This window comes from Zoogloea sp., assembly GCF_028693495.1.
GTDB lineage: Bacteria > Pseudomonadota > Gammaproteobacteria > Burkholderiales > Rhodocyclaceae > Zoogloea.
Genome location: NZ_JAQUVG010000006.1, coordinates 30612 through 44180 on the forward strand (window position 1 = coordinate 30612; position 13569 = coordinate 44180).

15 protein-coding genes and 1 riboswitch are annotated in these 13569 nt (G+C 66.0%); of the genes, 1 reads left to right on the top strand and 14 read right to left on the bottom strand.

Annotated features, from left to right (window positions below):
- Positions 1 to 4 precede the first annotated feature (4 nt).
- Genes msbA through rfaE1 form a run of 3 tightly spaced genes read right to left on the bottom strand, consistent with a single transcriptional unit; the run spans position 5 to position 3738 of the window.
- Complete coding sequence (gene msbA, locus PHD22_RS02145; RefSeq protein WP_299861648.1) at positions 5 to 1750, bottom strand: lipid A export permease/ATP-binding protein MsbA; 1746 nt, start codon at positions 1748 to 1750, stop codon at positions 5 to 7.
- A complete protein-coding gene (locus PHD22_RS02150) occupies positions 1747 to 2409 on the bottom strand; it encodes a tyrosine-protein phosphatase (RefSeq protein ID WP_299861651.1) in 663 nt (220 codons plus the stop codon). Before PHD22_RS02150 ends, msbA begins: the two co-directional genes overlap by 4 nt.
- A gap of 12 nt (positions 2410 to 2421) precedes the next feature.
- On the bottom strand, positions 2422 to 3738 hold the full coding sequence (rfaE1, locus tag PHD22_RS02155) for a D-glycero-beta-D-manno-heptose-7-phosphate kinase (protein ID WP_366520666.1): 1317 nt from the start codon (positions 3736 to 3738) through the stop codon (positions 2422 to 2424).
- A 164-nt stretch (positions 3739 to 3902) separates the two neighbouring features.
- On the opposite strand from rfaE1, the gene PHD22_RS02160 reads away from it, so the two are divergent.
- Positions 3903 to 4550 carry a Clp protease ClpP gene (locus PHD22_RS02160; RefSeq protein WP_299861654.1) on the top strand — a complete coding sequence of 216 codons (648 nt, stop codon included), beginning with the start codon at positions 3903 to 3905 and terminating at the stop codon, positions 4548 to 4550.
- 123 nt (positions 4551 to 4673) lie between these two features.
- Here the strand turns inward: PHD22_RS02160 and PHD22_RS02165 are convergent, their stop codons facing one another.
- The 11 genes from PHD22_RS02165 to cobU form a co-directional block, all read right to left on the bottom strand.
- Positions 4674 to 5246, bottom strand: coding sequence for a PqiC family protein (locus tag PHD22_RS02165; protein WP_299861657.1), 573 nt, complete (start codon positions 5244 to 5246; stop codon positions 4674 to 4676).
- Entirely contained in the window at positions 5243 to 6880 is a 1638-nt protein-coding gene (locus tag PHD22_RS02170) for an MlaD family protein (RefSeq protein WP_299861659.1), read from the bottom strand. The genes PHD22_RS02165 and PHD22_RS02170 overlap by 4 nt, the downstream gene beginning before the upstream one ends.
- Positions 6873 to 7535: a paraquat-inducible protein A gene (locus tag PHD22_RS02175; protein WP_299861661.1), complete on the bottom strand. Its 663-nt coding sequence runs from the start codon at positions 7533 to 7535 to the stop codon at positions 6873 to 6875. The genes PHD22_RS02170 and PHD22_RS02175 overlap by 8 nt, the downstream gene beginning before the upstream one ends.
- Positions 7532 to 8170, bottom strand: a complete 639-nt coding sequence (locus PHD22_RS02180) for a paraquat-inducible protein A (RefSeq protein WP_299861664.1) — start codon at positions 8168 to 8170, stop codon at positions 7532 to 7534. Before PHD22_RS02180 ends, PHD22_RS02175 begins: the two co-directional genes overlap by 4 nt.
- 88 nt (positions 8171 to 8258) lie before the next feature.
- Positions 8259 to 9110, bottom strand: coding sequence for an alpha/beta hydrolase (locus PHD22_RS02185; protein ID WP_299861667.1), 852 nt, complete (start codon positions 9108 to 9110; stop codon positions 8259 to 8261).
- Between the two features lie 56 nt (positions 9111 to 9166).
- Entirely contained in the window at positions 9167 to 9694 is a 528-nt protein-coding gene (locus PHD22_RS02190) for a GNAT family N-acetyltransferase (RefSeq protein WP_299861670.1), read from the bottom strand.
- Positions 9695 to 9704: 10 nt separating this feature from the next.
- A complete protein-coding gene (cobC, locus tag PHD22_RS02195; RefSeq protein ID WP_299861673.1) occupies positions 9705 to 10256 on the bottom strand; it encodes an alpha-ribazole phosphatase family protein in 552 nt (183 codons plus the stop codon).
- Complete coding sequence (locus PHD22_RS02200; protein WP_299861676.1) at positions 10241 to 11008, bottom strand: adenosylcobinamide-GDP ribazoletransferase; 768 nt, start codon at positions 11006 to 11008, stop codon at positions 10241 to 10243. The genes cobC and PHD22_RS02200 overlap by 16 nt, the downstream gene beginning before the upstream one ends.
- A 5-nt stretch (positions 11009 to 11013) precedes the next feature.
- Positions 11014 to 12048, bottom strand: coding sequence for a nicotinate-nucleotide--dimethylbenzimidazole phosphoribosyltransferase (gene cobT / locus PHD22_RS02205; RefSeq protein ID WP_299861679.1), 1035 nt, complete (start codon positions 12046 to 12048; stop codon positions 11014 to 11016).
- A gap of 89 nt (positions 12049 to 12137) precedes the next feature.
- A complete protein-coding gene (locus PHD22_RS16890; protein WP_366520667.1) occupies positions 12138 to 12443 on the bottom strand; it encodes a protease inhibitor I42 family protein in 306 nt (101 codons plus the stop codon).
- A 228-nt stretch (positions 12444 to 12671) separates the two neighbouring features.
- The gene (gene cobU, locus PHD22_RS02210; RefSeq protein ID WP_299861681.1) at positions 12672 to 13223 is read right to left on the bottom strand and encodes a bifunctional adenosylcobinamide kinase/adenosylcobinamide-phosphate guanylyltransferase; all 552 of its coding nucleotides are present in this window, start codon (positions 13221 to 13223) and stop codon (positions 12672 to 12674) included.
- Positions 13224 to 13317: 94 nt separating this feature from the next.
- Positions 13318 to 13562, top strand: a riboswitch (cobalamin riboswitch).
- Positions 13563 to 13569 lie beyond the last annotated feature (7 nt).

Consider the following 13569-nt stretch of genomic DNA (forward strand, 5'->3'; position numbering starts at 1 on the left):
GGCCTCAGTCTCCATCCGGGGTCAGTTGCTCACCGCTGGCCAGCAACCGGGCGTAGGCCTCGCCGCGGGCCACCAGCGCGTCGTGGCTGCCGGCCTCGACGATCCGCCCCTGCTCCATCACCACGATGCGGTCTGCATCGCGGATGGTGGACAAGCGGTGGGCGATGACGATCACGGTACGGTTCCGGCGCAGCTCCACCAGCGCCTCCTTGACGGCTCGCTCAGACTCGTTGTCCAAGGCCGAGGTGGCCTCATCAAGGAGCAGGATCGGCGCGTCCCGCAGGAAGGCCCGGGCAATCGCGATGCGCTGGCGCTGACCTCCGGAAAGCAGGCTGCCGTTGGGTCCAACCCGGGTGGCGAGGCCCTCCGGCAACTTGGCGATGAATTCAAGGGCATGGGCCGCCCGGGCTGCAGCCAGGATGGCGGCTTCGGACACATCCGGCCGGCCATAGGCGATGTTGGCGGCAATCGTGTCATCGAACAGTACCACCTGTTGTCCGACCCACCCCAATTGACTGCGCAGGTGTGCCAGCGGCAGGCGGGCCAGTTCAACGCCATCCAGCAGGATCCGGCCGTGAGTGGGATCGTAGAAGCGGGCGATCAGGTTGATCAGGGTGGTCTTGCCGCTGCCTGAGGCGCCCACCAGAGCCACCGTCTCGCCGGGGCGCACGCTCAGGTTGAAGCCCTGCAGCGCCGGATCGGCCTGGCCTGGGTAGTGGAATCCCACCTCCTCGAAGCGGAGCTCACCCCGGGCCCGGGGATGCTGCCCGGTCGCGGTGTCCACTTCGGGCGGCGTGTCCAGCAGTTCGAAAATACTCTGGGCGCCGGCCAGGCCCCGCTGGATCACCGCATTGATGTTGGTGAGGCGGCGGATGGGTTCGAAGAGCATGGACATGGCGGTCACGAAGGACACAAACTCCCCGGGACTGAGTTTATCCTGGGCCGACAGGGAGCTGGCCGTCCAGATCACCGTGGCGACGGCCGCCGCGGCCAGGACCTGCACCAGGGGCACGTTCACCGCAGAGACGCGGACGGTGCGCATGGTCTGGCTGCGCAGGCGCTCCGCCACCTGGGCAAAGCGCTGGTCTTCGTGGTCGTGGGTGCCGAAGAGCTTGATCTCGCGCACGCCCCCCAGGGTTTCCTCCACCATGCCGGTGAGGCGTCCGGTGGTTTCCTGCATCTGCTGGTTGGAGCCCCGCAGCTTGCGGCTGGCCACCCGGATCAGCCACGCCACGACGGGCGCGATGGCCACGATGACCAGGGTCAGCTCCCAGGCCGTATAGATGAGGTAGCCGGTCAGGCCGACGATGATCAGGGTATCCCTCACCACGATGATCCAGGCATTGGACAGGGCCGCGCCCACCTGGGGAATGTCGTACAGGATGCGCGACAGCATGCGCCCGCCCGTCTCCGCCTGGTGCACCGGAATGGGCAGGTGCATCTGGTGGCGGAAAACCTGCTGGCGCAGGTCGGTGATGGCCTTGTGGGCGATCCACTGGCTGGAAACGTTGGCCACGTATTCGGCCACCCCCTTGGCCAGAAAGGCCAGCATCAGGAACAGGGGCACCTGCCACTGGGCGACCTCGTTCTTGTTGATCAGGCTCTCGTCCACCAGGGGTTTGAGGAGGGCTGGCAGCACCGGCTCCAGGGACGCCGCGGCGATCATCGCCAGAATCGACAGGCCGACCACCTTGTAATAAGGCCGGATCGAGCCGAGCAGGCGACGGTACAGCTGGATGGCGTCTTTCATTCCCGGTGCAGGACCTTGTCCACGATGAGGCTGGCCCAGCCTTCGGCCCGGAAACGGTCATGCATTTCCAGGCGGTTGTATTCGGTGTTCACCCATTCGAGGAAGCCGATGGGCGACTGGCGGTTGCGGGCCACGTAGGTGGCGAAGAAAAAATCCAGCACGCCAGTCTTGGCCTGCTTGAAGTGACCATATTTCCAGCCCAGCTCACTCATGGCCGCCTCGACTGGATGGCCCAGGTGCAGGATGCGGTACAGGGCTGCCCCCAGCCCGGCCCGGTCGGCACCGGACTTGCAGTGCAGCAGGGCCGGGTACTGGATGGACTTGAAGAGTTCATCCATGGCGTGGACCTCCTCAATCTCTGGCGGCGTGCGGGAGTAGAGCTTCACGTCGTGGAGGGGGATGCCGAGCTGCCCGCAGGCTTCCCTCTCCAGGGCGTAGGAGCCATAACCATGGGCGCCCCGCAGATTGATGACGGTGCGCAGGCCGAAACGCGCCTTGTATCTTCGGAGCTGGGCCGGGCTGGGCTGGCTGCTGCGGTACATGCCGCCACCCAGATCGTAAAGGTTGTTGTACACCGCCCGCACCAGGCCATGATCCACGAACTGCATGTCGCACCAGGCCCTGATCCGGCCGGTGGTGGTGGAGATATCCATGATCATCGAACGGGGCCCTCAAACGGCCAGCACGGCGCTACGCAGGCCCGCGGGCAGACTGGCCGCGGTGGCCGCATCACACAGCAGGGCATCTGGACAGATCCGGGTCAGCAGGCCGACACAGGCGATGGGGTCGGCCTGGACCACCCAGTCCACCGGACGAAGGGCCGCCAGCACCGCGACACCCGCGGCCTCGGTGGTGGCGGGTTCAATCAGCAGCACCCGTTCGGCGACCTCGCGGGCCCGGGCCAGACGGTCCAGCAAGCAGCCATCGGGGGTGCCGACCGGCCCCAGCATGACGGCCACCCGCTCCCCTTCGCTGCGTGCCCGCTGGCAGGCGGCAACGGCCTCGGAACCCTCCAGGATTCCCTGCGCTCCGGTGCCCGGGGCGTGGGTCTCCATGGCTTCCCGCACTTCCACCAGGCTGGCCGTGGCCGTACCCAGCTTGCCGACCACCACCCCTGCTGCCAGGTTGGCCAGGGCCGTGGCCGTATGCAGGTCCAGACCTGCCGCGATGCCGCAACCGAGGGCGGCCGACACGGTGTCGCCGGCGCCGGTGACATCGAAAACCTCCCGGGCACGGGTAGGCTGGTGGTGGGGAGGCTGGTCCCGCTGGATCAGGGTCACCCCCTGTTCGCTGCGGGTCACCAGCAGGGCCTCCAGATCCAGTTCGGCACGGAGGGCTTCCGCCCTGACGATCAGGGTGGCCTCGTCGGGACAGGGCCCGACGATGGCCTCGAACTCGGACAGGTTGGGCTTGAGGATGGTGGCACCGCGATAACGGGAAAAGTCACTGCCCTTGGGATCCACCACCACCGGCACCCCGCGGGAGCGGGCGGCCGCAATCAGGGCTGACACCTCGGCCAGGGTTCCCTTGGCATAGTCGGACAACACCAGCACGTCGGCTTCGTCGAGGCAGGATGCCAGCAGGGTCTGGATCCGGGCCGCCTGGTCCACGGAAAAACGCTGCTCGAAGTCCAGGCGGATGAGTTGCTGGTGACGGGAAATGACCCGCAACTTGGTGATGGTCGGCACGCCGGGAAGGCGCTCGAAGGCACACGCCACCCCCCGGTTCAGCAGATTGGTCTCCAGCAGGCGACCGGCCTCGTCGTCCCCCACCAGCCCGACGACCCTGGCCCGGGCCCCCAGGGCCGCCGCATTCAGCGCCACGTTCCCCGCACCGCCTGCCCTCACCTCGTCGTCACGGATCTGCACCACCGGCACGGGCGCCTCCGGCGAAATGCGCGCAGTCGCCCCATGCCAGTAACGGTCCAGCATCACGTCTCCGCACACAAGCACACGACAGGTGGAAAAATCCGGCAGGGAAAAATGCATGAGCAGATCGGATGCGGCAGGCCGCAGCGCAGGAATAAAGGCGGGATTATCGCATCAAGGGGGAAGAGCCGGGAGGGTGGTGTCCAGGAGGCCGCTCACCACGTTGCCGGAGTCCACGCGGAGTCGCATACTGGAAGCCCTGTCCCGACCCGGAGGAAGCCATCATGCTCCAACGCACGCCTGACCGCGGCCGTCGCGGCGAACCGGAGGAGGAAGAGCTGGAGCCCTTCGGTGGCCTGGTGCGCTACGAGCGCCACATGCCGATCCATCAGGTCTCCTACTACCTCTGCGGGGAGCTGCAGGATCCCCAGTACTACACGGAGCTGTACTACACCCTGCGCACCGCCACCGAGACCGACCTGATCTACCTGCACATCAACTCCCCCGGCGGGGATTTCAACACCGGCCTGCAGATCATCAACAACATGCTCGCCTCGGAGGCCCATGTGGTGACGGTTCTCGAGGCCCGGGCCTATTCCATGGCGGCGTTCATCTTCCTCTCGGGGGACGAACTGGTGGTGCATGACAACTGCCAACTGATGTTCCATACCTATTCCAGCAGCTTTGCCGGCAAGGGCAGCGAACAACTGGCCGAGGTGCACGCCCTGGGCAACTGGTTCGAGAAGGTCGCCACCCGGATCTGCACCCCCTTCCTCAGCCCCACCGATATCACCCACATCCTGCAGGGCAGCGATCTGTGGATGGACTCGGACGAAATCCGGAAACGCCTGGGACGACTCAAGCCTGCCCGGCCCAGGGCCGCCGCTCCGCGCCAGACGGCGCCCCGCACACGCCAGGCCCGTGAGGGCTGAACTGACGCACCCGGGGCGACAGCCGGCGGAAATGGGGATACCCCATCTGCACCGGCCGGTCTGGCTACGTGGCCATCCGGAAACCTGACGCAGCTGACGGGCGCCCTCCGGTCCCGGCAAACCTCAGCGCCGGCGGACCAGCTCTCCGGCAATATCGGCCGCCAGGGCGTCCACCAGACGCCCGTGGGCGGCCGCCAGCCCTGCCCAGGTTGCCTCCGTCACCCGCTCCGCTGCGGCGAAACGCCGACCTGCAATGTCCTTGCCCCCCTGGCGCAGGGACCAGACAGCCTCGAGGCTGACCTGTTCAAACCCCTCCGCCTCCAGGCGCTGGATGTCGACGGGCAGGGTCAGGGCAGGGTCGGCCAGGCTGTTCTGGGGCCAGGCGACAATCCGGCCGTTGCCGCTGCGACGGGCCAGCTCGACGGCCAGCCGGCGGGCAATCTCCGTTTTGAGGGGCGCCGCCCAGCGGTGGCCTTCGGTCACTTCAGCCCGGCTGCCCGCCACGGTCCGGACGATCAGCAGGCGGTCCACGGTCGCCGGCACCCCCACCGGCCCCACCACCAGGGAAGGCCCGTCCGTGGCCGCAGCGGCCTGGGATGCGGGGACCGGCCCCAGGGTGTAGTACTGGACTGGCGGCGTGGTGCCGCAAGCAGTCAGCAGGCCTGCCAGGGGCAGGAGACACAGGATCTTGTTCATGGTTTTTCCTCGGGCTTGCCCTTCAGGAGGGCTTCCGGATGACGCTCCAGGGTATCGGCCAGATGGCGGAGGGCCTGGGCAGCCCGGGCCAGCTCCTGCAGGCTGGCCCGCAGGTCCTGTTGCAGCGGCGCATCGCTGGCCAGCAGCCGGCGGCTGTCGGCGATGGCGGCCCGGGCCTCGAGCAGGGTCGCCCGTACGTCGCCGTCCGCCAGGGCATCGATGCGCTTGACCAGGGCCTCGGCTTCGTCGATGGTCCGCCCCAGGCTGGAGACCGCTTTCCGGGTATCTTCTCCGATCTCGTCCAGGGGGAGCTTGTCCAGCTTGTTGACAATACGCAGCAAGGTGGTCTGGAGCTCATCCAGGCTTCCCCGCTGGGTCGGGAGCTGGGGCGGAGTGCTGCGCCAGTCGGCCCGGGCCGCCTTGGCAGCCGGGAAGAAATCGAGGGCCACGTACAGCTGGCCGGTCACCAGATTGCCGTTCCTGAGCTGGGCACGCAGACCGTTGCTGATGAGTCTGTCGATAATCTGCCGGAAATCCCTGTCCCGATGATCCTTGCCCTCGAGGGCCGGGGTCCGGGCGCCTGGCCGGGCCTGCATCCGTCCGGGGAACAGGGCAATCTCCACCTGCATGCCCAGCTCCCTGGCATCCTTGTCGAACTCCGCCTGGATCGCTACCACCTCTCCGACGCCAATCCCCCGGAAATCCACCGGCGCCCCCACCGACAGACCCCGGATACTTTCGGTGAAGCGCAGCAGATAATGCTGGCGGATGCTGTGGGGCTGCTTGAGGGCCTCGGTCCGGCTGCTGAAAAGCCGGAACACATGATCCTTGGGTGGAGCGCCTTCCTGGCTGTCCTCCGGGGTCTGGAAGGCCAGCCCACCGGCAAGGATCGAGGTGACGGATTCGGTGTTGACCTGGATGCCGTCGGCTCCCAGCTTCACATCCACCCCACTGGCGTTCCAGAAACGGGTCTCCTCCGTCACGAAACGGTTGTAGGGCGCCTTGATGAAGACCTGAATATCCAGGTGCTTGCCCTGTTGATCGAGCTTGTAGCCAGTCACCTGGCCCGCCTGGATGCGCCGGTAATAGACCGGCGTACCCACATCAATGGAAGCGAGGGTCTCGGCCTCCAGGCTGAACGTGCTGCCAGGCACATCGAAGGTCACGACCGGCGCCTCTTCCAGGGCCTTGAACTGACGTCGGGCCTCGGCTGACTTGCCTGCATCCAGGCCCACGTAGGCACCGGACAGCAGGGTATTCAGCCCCGACACATTGCTCCCGGAGACCCGGGCACTGACCACCCAGAAACGGGTGTCGTCCACCAGCAGGCGGGCCGACTCCCGGGCCAGGCGGGCGGTGGCCACCACGTGGCTGCCATCCTCCGACAGGGCCACTGCGGTAATCTGACCCACGTCCACGTCCTTGTACTTGATCCGCGTCTTGCCCGGCTCCAGGCCCACGCCGGTAAGGAACTCGATGGTGATCGTCGGCCCCTGCTCGTAGTAGCTCTTGACCGCCAGGAACAGGCCGATCAGGGCAGCCACCAAAGGAATGATCCAGACCAGCGGGATACGGAAGCGGCGGGGCGGCTCCACGGACGCAACAGGAATCGGGGACGGTGGGGTGTCACTCATGGGAAACAGGCTCGGCAAGAGGGTCGGGGTCAGTCAGGGGATCCCAGATCAGACGGGGATCAAAACTCAGCGCGGCAAACATGGTCAGCACCACCACCGCACCGAAGGCCACGGCCGCCGGGCCGGCCTGGATGGTGGCCAGTCCCTGGAACTGGACCAGGGCGGCCAGGATGGTGATCACATAGATGTCGAGCATGGACCAGCGCCCGACGAACTCCACCAGCCGGTACAGGCGGGTGCGCTGGAGCATCCGATGGCGGGAACGGCGCTGGACCGAGGCCGCCAGGTAGATCAGCGCCAGGATCTTCAGGAGCGGCACCATCACGCTGGCAAAGAACACTACGGCCGCCAGGGGCCATGAGCCGGACTGCCACAGGAAGACCACCCCGCTCATGATGGTGTCCTGTTGACTGCCCAGCAGGGACGCCGTGGTCATCATAGGCAAGAGGTTGGCCGGGATATAGAGCAGGATGGAAGCGAGGATCAGGGCCCAGGTGGTGTTGAGGCTGGCCGGCTTGCGCAGGTGCAGGGGGGCCGCGCAGCGCGGGCAGCGCAGGCGGTCGCCTCCTCCTGCCGCCGGCCGGTGGGCCAGCTGGCCACACACGTGGCAGCTCATCAGACCGGCCTGACGGGCAGTCAGGGGAACGCGATTCATGGCCGCTCTCCGAAAACCGGCGTCTGCCAGAGCAGGCGGGTATCGAAGGAACGGGCCGCCAGGGTAAGCACCACGATCAACCCACCGGTGGCCCAGAAAGCCGGACCGAGGATGACGGTGGCCAGATGGGACAGCTTGACCAGGGACACCAGCATGCCAAGCAGGAAGACCTCCACCATGCCCCAGGGCTGCACCGAACGTACCAGCCGGAAGAAGGTGGCCAGCCGGGGGGAAATCCGTCCCAGCCGGAGAGGCACCAGCACCAGCAGGAACATGCCCAGTTCCAGCAGGGGAAACAGCAGCGCGGTCACGAACACCAGGACAGCCACCAGTTCGACCCCATCCCGCCACAGGATGCGCACCGCTTCGAAGAGGGTCACCTCAATGCGCCGCCCCTGGAGCTCCAGACCCACCAGGGGATGAATGTTGGCAATCAGGTACAGGAAGGCCGCGGCTACGCTGAGGGCCAGGCTGCGGTCCAGGCTGTCCGGCGGATTACGGGCCAGCACCGCGCCACAACGACAGCAACGGGCCAGCTCGCCAGGCGCCAGGCGGGGCTCGGTCTGCAGCAGGTCGCACTCGTGGCAGGCGATCAGGTCGGGCGGCAGGGTCGGGTGGGCATCTGGCCCAAGCATGGCGTAGCCCCGGAGAAATGGCAGCGAATTGTGCGGCGCCGCAGGAGCAGGCGCAAGCAGCGCATGGAAACGCACCGGCGGATGCCGCTCAATCCGGGCGAATCCGCCCGGGCTCCTGTACAAAATCCAGTACATCCTGAAGGAAGCGCTCCTTCTGCCAGAGGTGGGGAGCATGGTCCACATCCGGATATACATGGAGCAGGGCGTTCGGAATGCTGTCCCGCACGTACCGGGCGGTACCGGCCGAATAGAAATTGCTGGCCCCACCATACACCAGCAGCGCCGGACGGGTGATCTGGCCCAGCACATCCCGGTAATCGGCTTCGGTGAGACTCGCCCAGCAGTCGATCAACGGACGGGGCGCCAGGGCCCGCAGGCGCTCCCGGGCCGTCTGGATCCCGTTCCCGTTTTCCAGATACTTGCTGCGGGCCCGTTCGTTGTGGCCATAGGCGGCCAGCCGCAGCACGGCCTCGGCAAAATCCTGCTCCAGTTCGGCGATGAAAGCGGTACTGCGCTGGCGGTCGAAATCTCCGTAGATCCCCTTTTCCCAACCGGCGTCGGTGACGAGACGGGGAGACTGGTCGATGAAGACCAGGCGGGAGAGACGGGCGTCCCCGAAATCCCGCACGTACTGCCAGAGGGTCAGGGCCCCCATGGAATGCCCCACCACCACGACCTGGTCCAGTGCGTAGTGGTCCAGAAGGTTCTGGAGATCGCGGGCCATCCGGGCGACCGTGGGTGGCGTGGGCAGCTGAAGCGAATGTCCACCGTGGCCACGGGCATCCCAGCGATGGATCCGGAAATGTCCTTCGAGGGTCTCCAGAAAGGGATTCCAGTCCCGATGACTGGACGTCCAGCCATGGAGCAGTACCAGGGGCGGGCCCTCGCCGGAAATCTTCAGGTGGATCTTTTCTCCATCGTCAGCCAGAAAGTGGTCCATCGTCTCGTCCGAAGGGGGCAGGGAGCCACAGTATATGACGTGACGTGCACGGAAGATCAGCCGTCCCGGGGATCCGCTGGCGTATCCAGAGTCCGTTGCCAGAACCCCACATCCAGCCAGCCTCCGAACTTGAAGCCCACCTGGTGCAGCACGCCCGCGTGCACGAAACCCAGTTGCTCATGGAGGGCGATGCTTCCCCGGTTGGCCATGTCGATGACCCCCACCAGCACGTGGACGTCCCGTTGGCGGGCGGCTTCCACCAAGTGCTCCAGCAGGGCCCGCCCGAGACCACGCCCGCGATGATCCCGATGTACATATATGGAGTGTTCGACCGTGTACTTGTAGCCGGGAAAGGCCCGGAAGGGGCCGTAGCTGGCGAACCCCAGCAGGGAACCCGCCCCGTCCACCGCGCCGATCACGGGGTATGCGCCAGCCACCTTGGAGGCAAACCAGGCCAGCATGCTTTCCGGGGTCCGCGGCCGGTAATCGTATAGGGCGGTGGACGTCACGATGGCCTCGTTGAGGATGGCCAGGATCGCCTCGCCGTGGGCCTCCAGGGTACAGGGGATGAAACGCACGTCCATGACCAGGCCTTCAGCGGTTGAACCAGCGCAGCACCGTGCCCCAGTCGTGCACATCCAGCCGGGTCGCCTCGCCACAGGCGAAATCGAGCCCCAGCCAGTGCTCCGGGGGCAGGCCAAGCAAACGACCGGCGATGGCCCGCAGGGGCCCCCCATGGGCGACGATCACCGCCGCCTCCGGCCGCTCCGCCTGCAGTTCTGCCAGAAAGGCGTGCACCCGCTCCGCCATGCGGCGGGGGGACTCGCCGCCAGGCGGGGCGAAGTCCAGGGGCGCGGCTACCCAGGCATCCAGAGCCACCTGGCCGATGTCCTCATAGCTGCGCCCTTCCCACTCGCCAAAATGAATCTCCATCAGCCGGGGATCGGAACGGACCTCTCCGAGGGCCTCCGCCAGCAGCCGGGCCCGACTCAGGGGACTGGAATACAGGACATGGCGCTCCGGCAGCATAGGGCGCAGGCGGGCGGCCACGGCGTCCGGACATTCGACCAGTCCCAGGTCAGTCTGGCCGTAACAGGTTCCCGGCGCCACGGCGGGCCGGGGATGGCGGATCAGGTAAAGCTCCATGCTGCAAGGACTCCCAAGTAAATGCCCAACTCGGCCAGTTGCTGGGTTGCCCCCAGGCAGTCGCCCGTATAGCCGCCCAGGCGGCGGGCATAGGTCCGGCGGGACCAGATCACCACGATAGCCACCGCCAGAAGGGCCCCCAGGGCTTCAAGAGCCGACAGCAGCAGCAGGGGCAGCACACCCGCCAGAGTGGCCACCCCCAGTTCCAGGGCCGTCGGACGGCGGGCCACCGGAGCAGACTTGGAGCTGTCATCGCTGCGGGCATAATCCAGCAGGGCCATCACCGCCACAGCGGCCAGGCGGGACAGGGGATGAGCCACCAGCAGCGCAGCTATCACAGGGTAATCCTCCTGACTCGCCAGGCTGGACAGGGCCAGGTACTTGGCCAGCAGCAGCAGCACCAGGCCGATGGTCCCGTAGCTGCCGATACGCGAATCCTTCATGATCGCCAGCACCTGCTCCCGGGTCCAGCCGCCCCCCAGGCCATCGCAGGTGTCGGCCCAACCGTCTTCGTGGAAGGCACCGGTCAGGCGGATGGTCAGGGCCATGGAGAGCACGATGGCAATCTCCACTGGCAGAACCTGGACCACCAGGCCGTAGGTCAGCGCACCGGCCAGTCCGATGATCCAGCCCACCAGGGGCAGAAAACGTGCCGCCTGCCCGAGCTTCTCCGGCCTGAACACCACCCACCCAGGCACCGGCAGCCGGGTAAAGAAACCGAGGGCAATGAAGAACAATTCGAGCTGACGCATCGGGCTCAGGGCCTGCCAGCCACACCGGCAGACTCGAAGCTCGCCATTTCATTGAGAAAATTCACTGCCGCCTGCACCAGGGGATAGACGAGCACGGCACCCGTGCCTTCACCCAGGCGCAGGTCCAGTTCCACCAGGGGCTCGGCCCCCAGATGGACGAGCTGGAGGCCATGACCCGGCTCCTGGGAGCGGTGGGCAAAAATGCAGTAATCGAGGATCGCCGGTTCGAGGGCGTGAGCCACCAGCAAGGCACTGGTGACGATGAATCCATCAATCAGCAGCAACAGCCCCTTCTCGGCCCCACCCAGCATCGCGCCCGCCATCATCGCAATCTCGAAGCCTCCGTATTCGGCCAGGGCGGCAAGGGGGTCGGAGCAACGCCCTCCACGGGCCACCGCCCGGGCCAGCAGGGCACGCTTGCGGGCCAGGCCGGCGTCGTCGAGGCCCGTGCCACGACCGATCACGGTATCGAGATCGGCCCCGGCCAGGCAGTGGGTAAGGAGCGAAGCTGAGGCGGTGTTACCGATTCCCATCTCGCCGAAACCCACCACATTGCAACCGTTCGCCGCCAGTTCGTGGGCGATCTGCCTGCCGCGGGCAACGCTGGCATCCCGCTGGGATGCGCTCATGGCCGGCGCTTCAAGATAGTTGGCCGTCCCCGGCGCGATCTTTGCGCCTATGAGGCCGGGACGGACGCCAAAGTCGTGAGCAACCCCTGCATCCACAACCCTCAAGCCCATCCCCATCTGGCGTGAAAACACGTTGATCGCCGCGCCACCGGCCAGAAAATTCTCCACCATCTGCCAGGTGACGTCCTGGGGATAGGCCGACACCCCAGCCCTGGCTGCACCATGATCGCCGGCGAAGACCAGCATCTGGGGCTGCCGCAAAACCGGGTTCAGGCTCTGCTGGACGAGACCAATCTGGAGGGCCAGGGACTCCAGGCGTCCGAGGGCGCCAACAGGCTTGGTCTTGGTGTCGATACGCTGCCGGAGGGCGGCAGCAATGCCCTGATCAGGGCGGGCGATGGAACAGGGCATGAGGTATCCACAGGCGGGGTCGAGGCCGCGGATGCTAGGACGGGGCGCAGTTTTATTCAAGCCTGAAGGACATCAGGCAGCGGGTTCAGTCAGTGGATCCGTCCGCGCGCCCGGGGCGCACTGACATGGAACAACACTCGCCAACTACTGCGAGGCACGCTCTCCCAGGTCCGCTTGAGCACGAAATGCAACTCATAGTCCCCCGGGATCTCCCCCACCACCACGAAAACTTGATGGCGCCCCGGGCGGGGACTACTCACTTCGTCACTTTCAAGCCGGATCCGGACTTCAGCGTTTCCTCCATCCGAGTACCAGGCGACACCGCCGGATGGACTTGAAGGCAGGGCAATCCGGCAAACCTGACCCATTCCAGCAGCAAGACGTTGCGTGCGCATCACGGCCCCCTGTCATGTAATTTTTTGTTGTGGGGAAGATGTTGCTTTGCACGACCGCCCCCTGCCACGGGGAAGTACGCACAAAAAATGTGACTTAATACCGGGAGTGACCGTCAAAAAATCACGGAAAAGCCATTTTCATGAATCTGCTTATCATCAAAACGTGATGGAAAGACCATCCTGAATGGAGACCCGGGAGGGCTGGTGGCGACATGCCCACGCCACCGGTCAGTATTCGTCCTTGAGCACGAGGGGTAGCCCGGCCGCCACAAAAACGACCTGTCCCGCCCGGGCCGCAACAGCCTGGTTAAGGCGACCAGCCTCATCCCGAAACAGGCGCCCCAGGGGCGACTCCGGCACCAGACCAAGGCCGACCTCGTTGGCGACCAGGATCACCTTGCCCGGCAACTCGGGCAGAACGGCCAGGAAAGCATCCCGCTCCACGCGGAACAGGGACAGTTCCTCAGCACCCAGCCCCGGAGCCAGTCCCTCCGCCCCCTCCAGCAGATTGGCCAGCCACAGGGTCAGGCAGTCCACCACCACACAGCGCCCCTCTGCAGCAGTTGCCCGCAAGGTTGCGGCAAGCCCGCGGGGCGACTCGGTGACCTGCCAGCCGGCAGGACGGTCAGCCTGATGACGCCGGATACGGGCCGCCATTTCTTCGTCCAGGGCCTCGGCGGTCACGATCACATGGACAGGCAACTCGCTGGCGGCAGCAAGGTTTTCGGCATGACGGCTCTTGCCCGAGCGGGCACCACCAACAATCAGATGAAGGGACATGGGGCTCTCAAAAATAATTGACGTGCACGTCAATTTGAATCGGGAAGTGACGAATTTCGATGATATTATCAGTGCCTTGTCGTGCAGCCTGCTGCATGACAAGCGTGCTCCAGGTGCTCCCTCGCCCACCGGTCAGGGAGTTAAACGGGAAACAGGTGCGTGGCCCCGCCGGCCATCATTCCTGTGCTGCCCCCGCAACGGTAAGCAGGCGCAAGGCGCGTCAATCATAGCCACTGGGCCTCCAAGGCCTGGGAAGGCGACACGCCACGTACGTCCCGGTCATCACCGGTACGGCTCAGCCTGCAAGCCCGGATACCGGCCTTGGTCACATCAAGCGGAAGTGCCA

What these genes read in the sequence shown, in the direction of transcription:
- msbA (WP_299861648.1), bottom strand. Translation starts at nt 1,750, where the DNA reads ATGAAAGACGCCATCCAGCTGTACCGTCGCCTGCTCGGCTCGATCCGG.
- PHD22_RS02150 (WP_299861651.1), bottom strand. Translation starts at nt 2,409, where the DNA reads ATGATCATGGATATCTCCACCACCACCGGCCGGATCAGGGCCTGGTGC.
- rfaE1 (WP_366520666.1), bottom strand. Translation starts at nt 3,738, where the DNA reads ATGCATTTTTCCCTGCCGGATTTTTCCACCTGTCGTGTGCTTGTGTGC.
- PHD22_RS02160 (WP_299861654.1), top strand. Translation starts at nt 3,903, where the DNA reads ATGCTCCAACGCACGCCTGACCGCGGCCGTCGCGGCGAACCGGAGGAG.
- PHD22_RS02165 (WP_299861657.1), bottom strand. Translation starts at nt 5,246, where the DNA reads ATGAACAAGATCCTGTGTCTCCTGCCCCTGGCAGGCCTGCTGACTGCT.
- PHD22_RS02170 (WP_299861659.1), bottom strand. Translation starts at nt 6,880, where the DNA reads ATGAGTGACACCCCACCGTCCCCGATTCCTGTTGCGTCCGTGGAGCCG.
- PHD22_RS02175 (WP_299861661.1), bottom strand. Translation starts at nt 7,535, where the DNA reads ATGAATCGCGTTCCCCTGACTGCCCGTCAGGCCGGTCTGATGAGCTGC.
- PHD22_RS02180 (WP_299861664.1), bottom strand. Translation starts at nt 8,170, where the DNA reads ATGCTTGGGCCAGATGCCCACCCGACCCTGCCGCCCGACCTGATCGCC.
- PHD22_RS02185 (WP_299861667.1), bottom strand. Translation starts at nt 9,110, where the DNA reads ATGGACCACTTTCTGGCTGACGATGGAGAAAAGATCCACCTGAAGATT.
- PHD22_RS02190 (WP_299861670.1), bottom strand. Translation starts at nt 9,694, where the DNA reads ATGGACGTGCGTTTCATCCCCTGTACCCTGGAGGCCCACGGCGAGGCG.
- cobC (WP_299861673.1), bottom strand. Translation starts at nt 10,256, where the DNA reads ATGGAGCTTTACCTGATCCGCCATCCCCGGCCCGCCGTGGCGCCGGGA.
- PHD22_RS02200 (WP_299861676.1), bottom strand. Translation starts at nt 11,008, where the DNA reads ATGCGTCAGCTCGAATTGTTCTTCATTGCCCTCGGTTTCTTTACCCGG.
- cobT (WP_299861679.1), bottom strand. Translation starts at nt 12,048, where the DNA reads ATGCCCTGTTCCATCGCCCGCCCTGATCAGGGCATTGCTGCCGCCCTC.
- PHD22_RS16890 (WP_366520667.1), bottom strand. Translation starts at nt 12,443, where the DNA reads ATGCGCACGCAACGTCTTGCTGCTGGAATGGGTCAGGTTTGCCGGATT.
- cobU (WP_299861681.1), bottom strand. Translation starts at nt 13,223, where the DNA reads ATGTCCCTTCATCTGATTGTTGGTGGTGCCCGCTCGGGCAAGAGCCGT.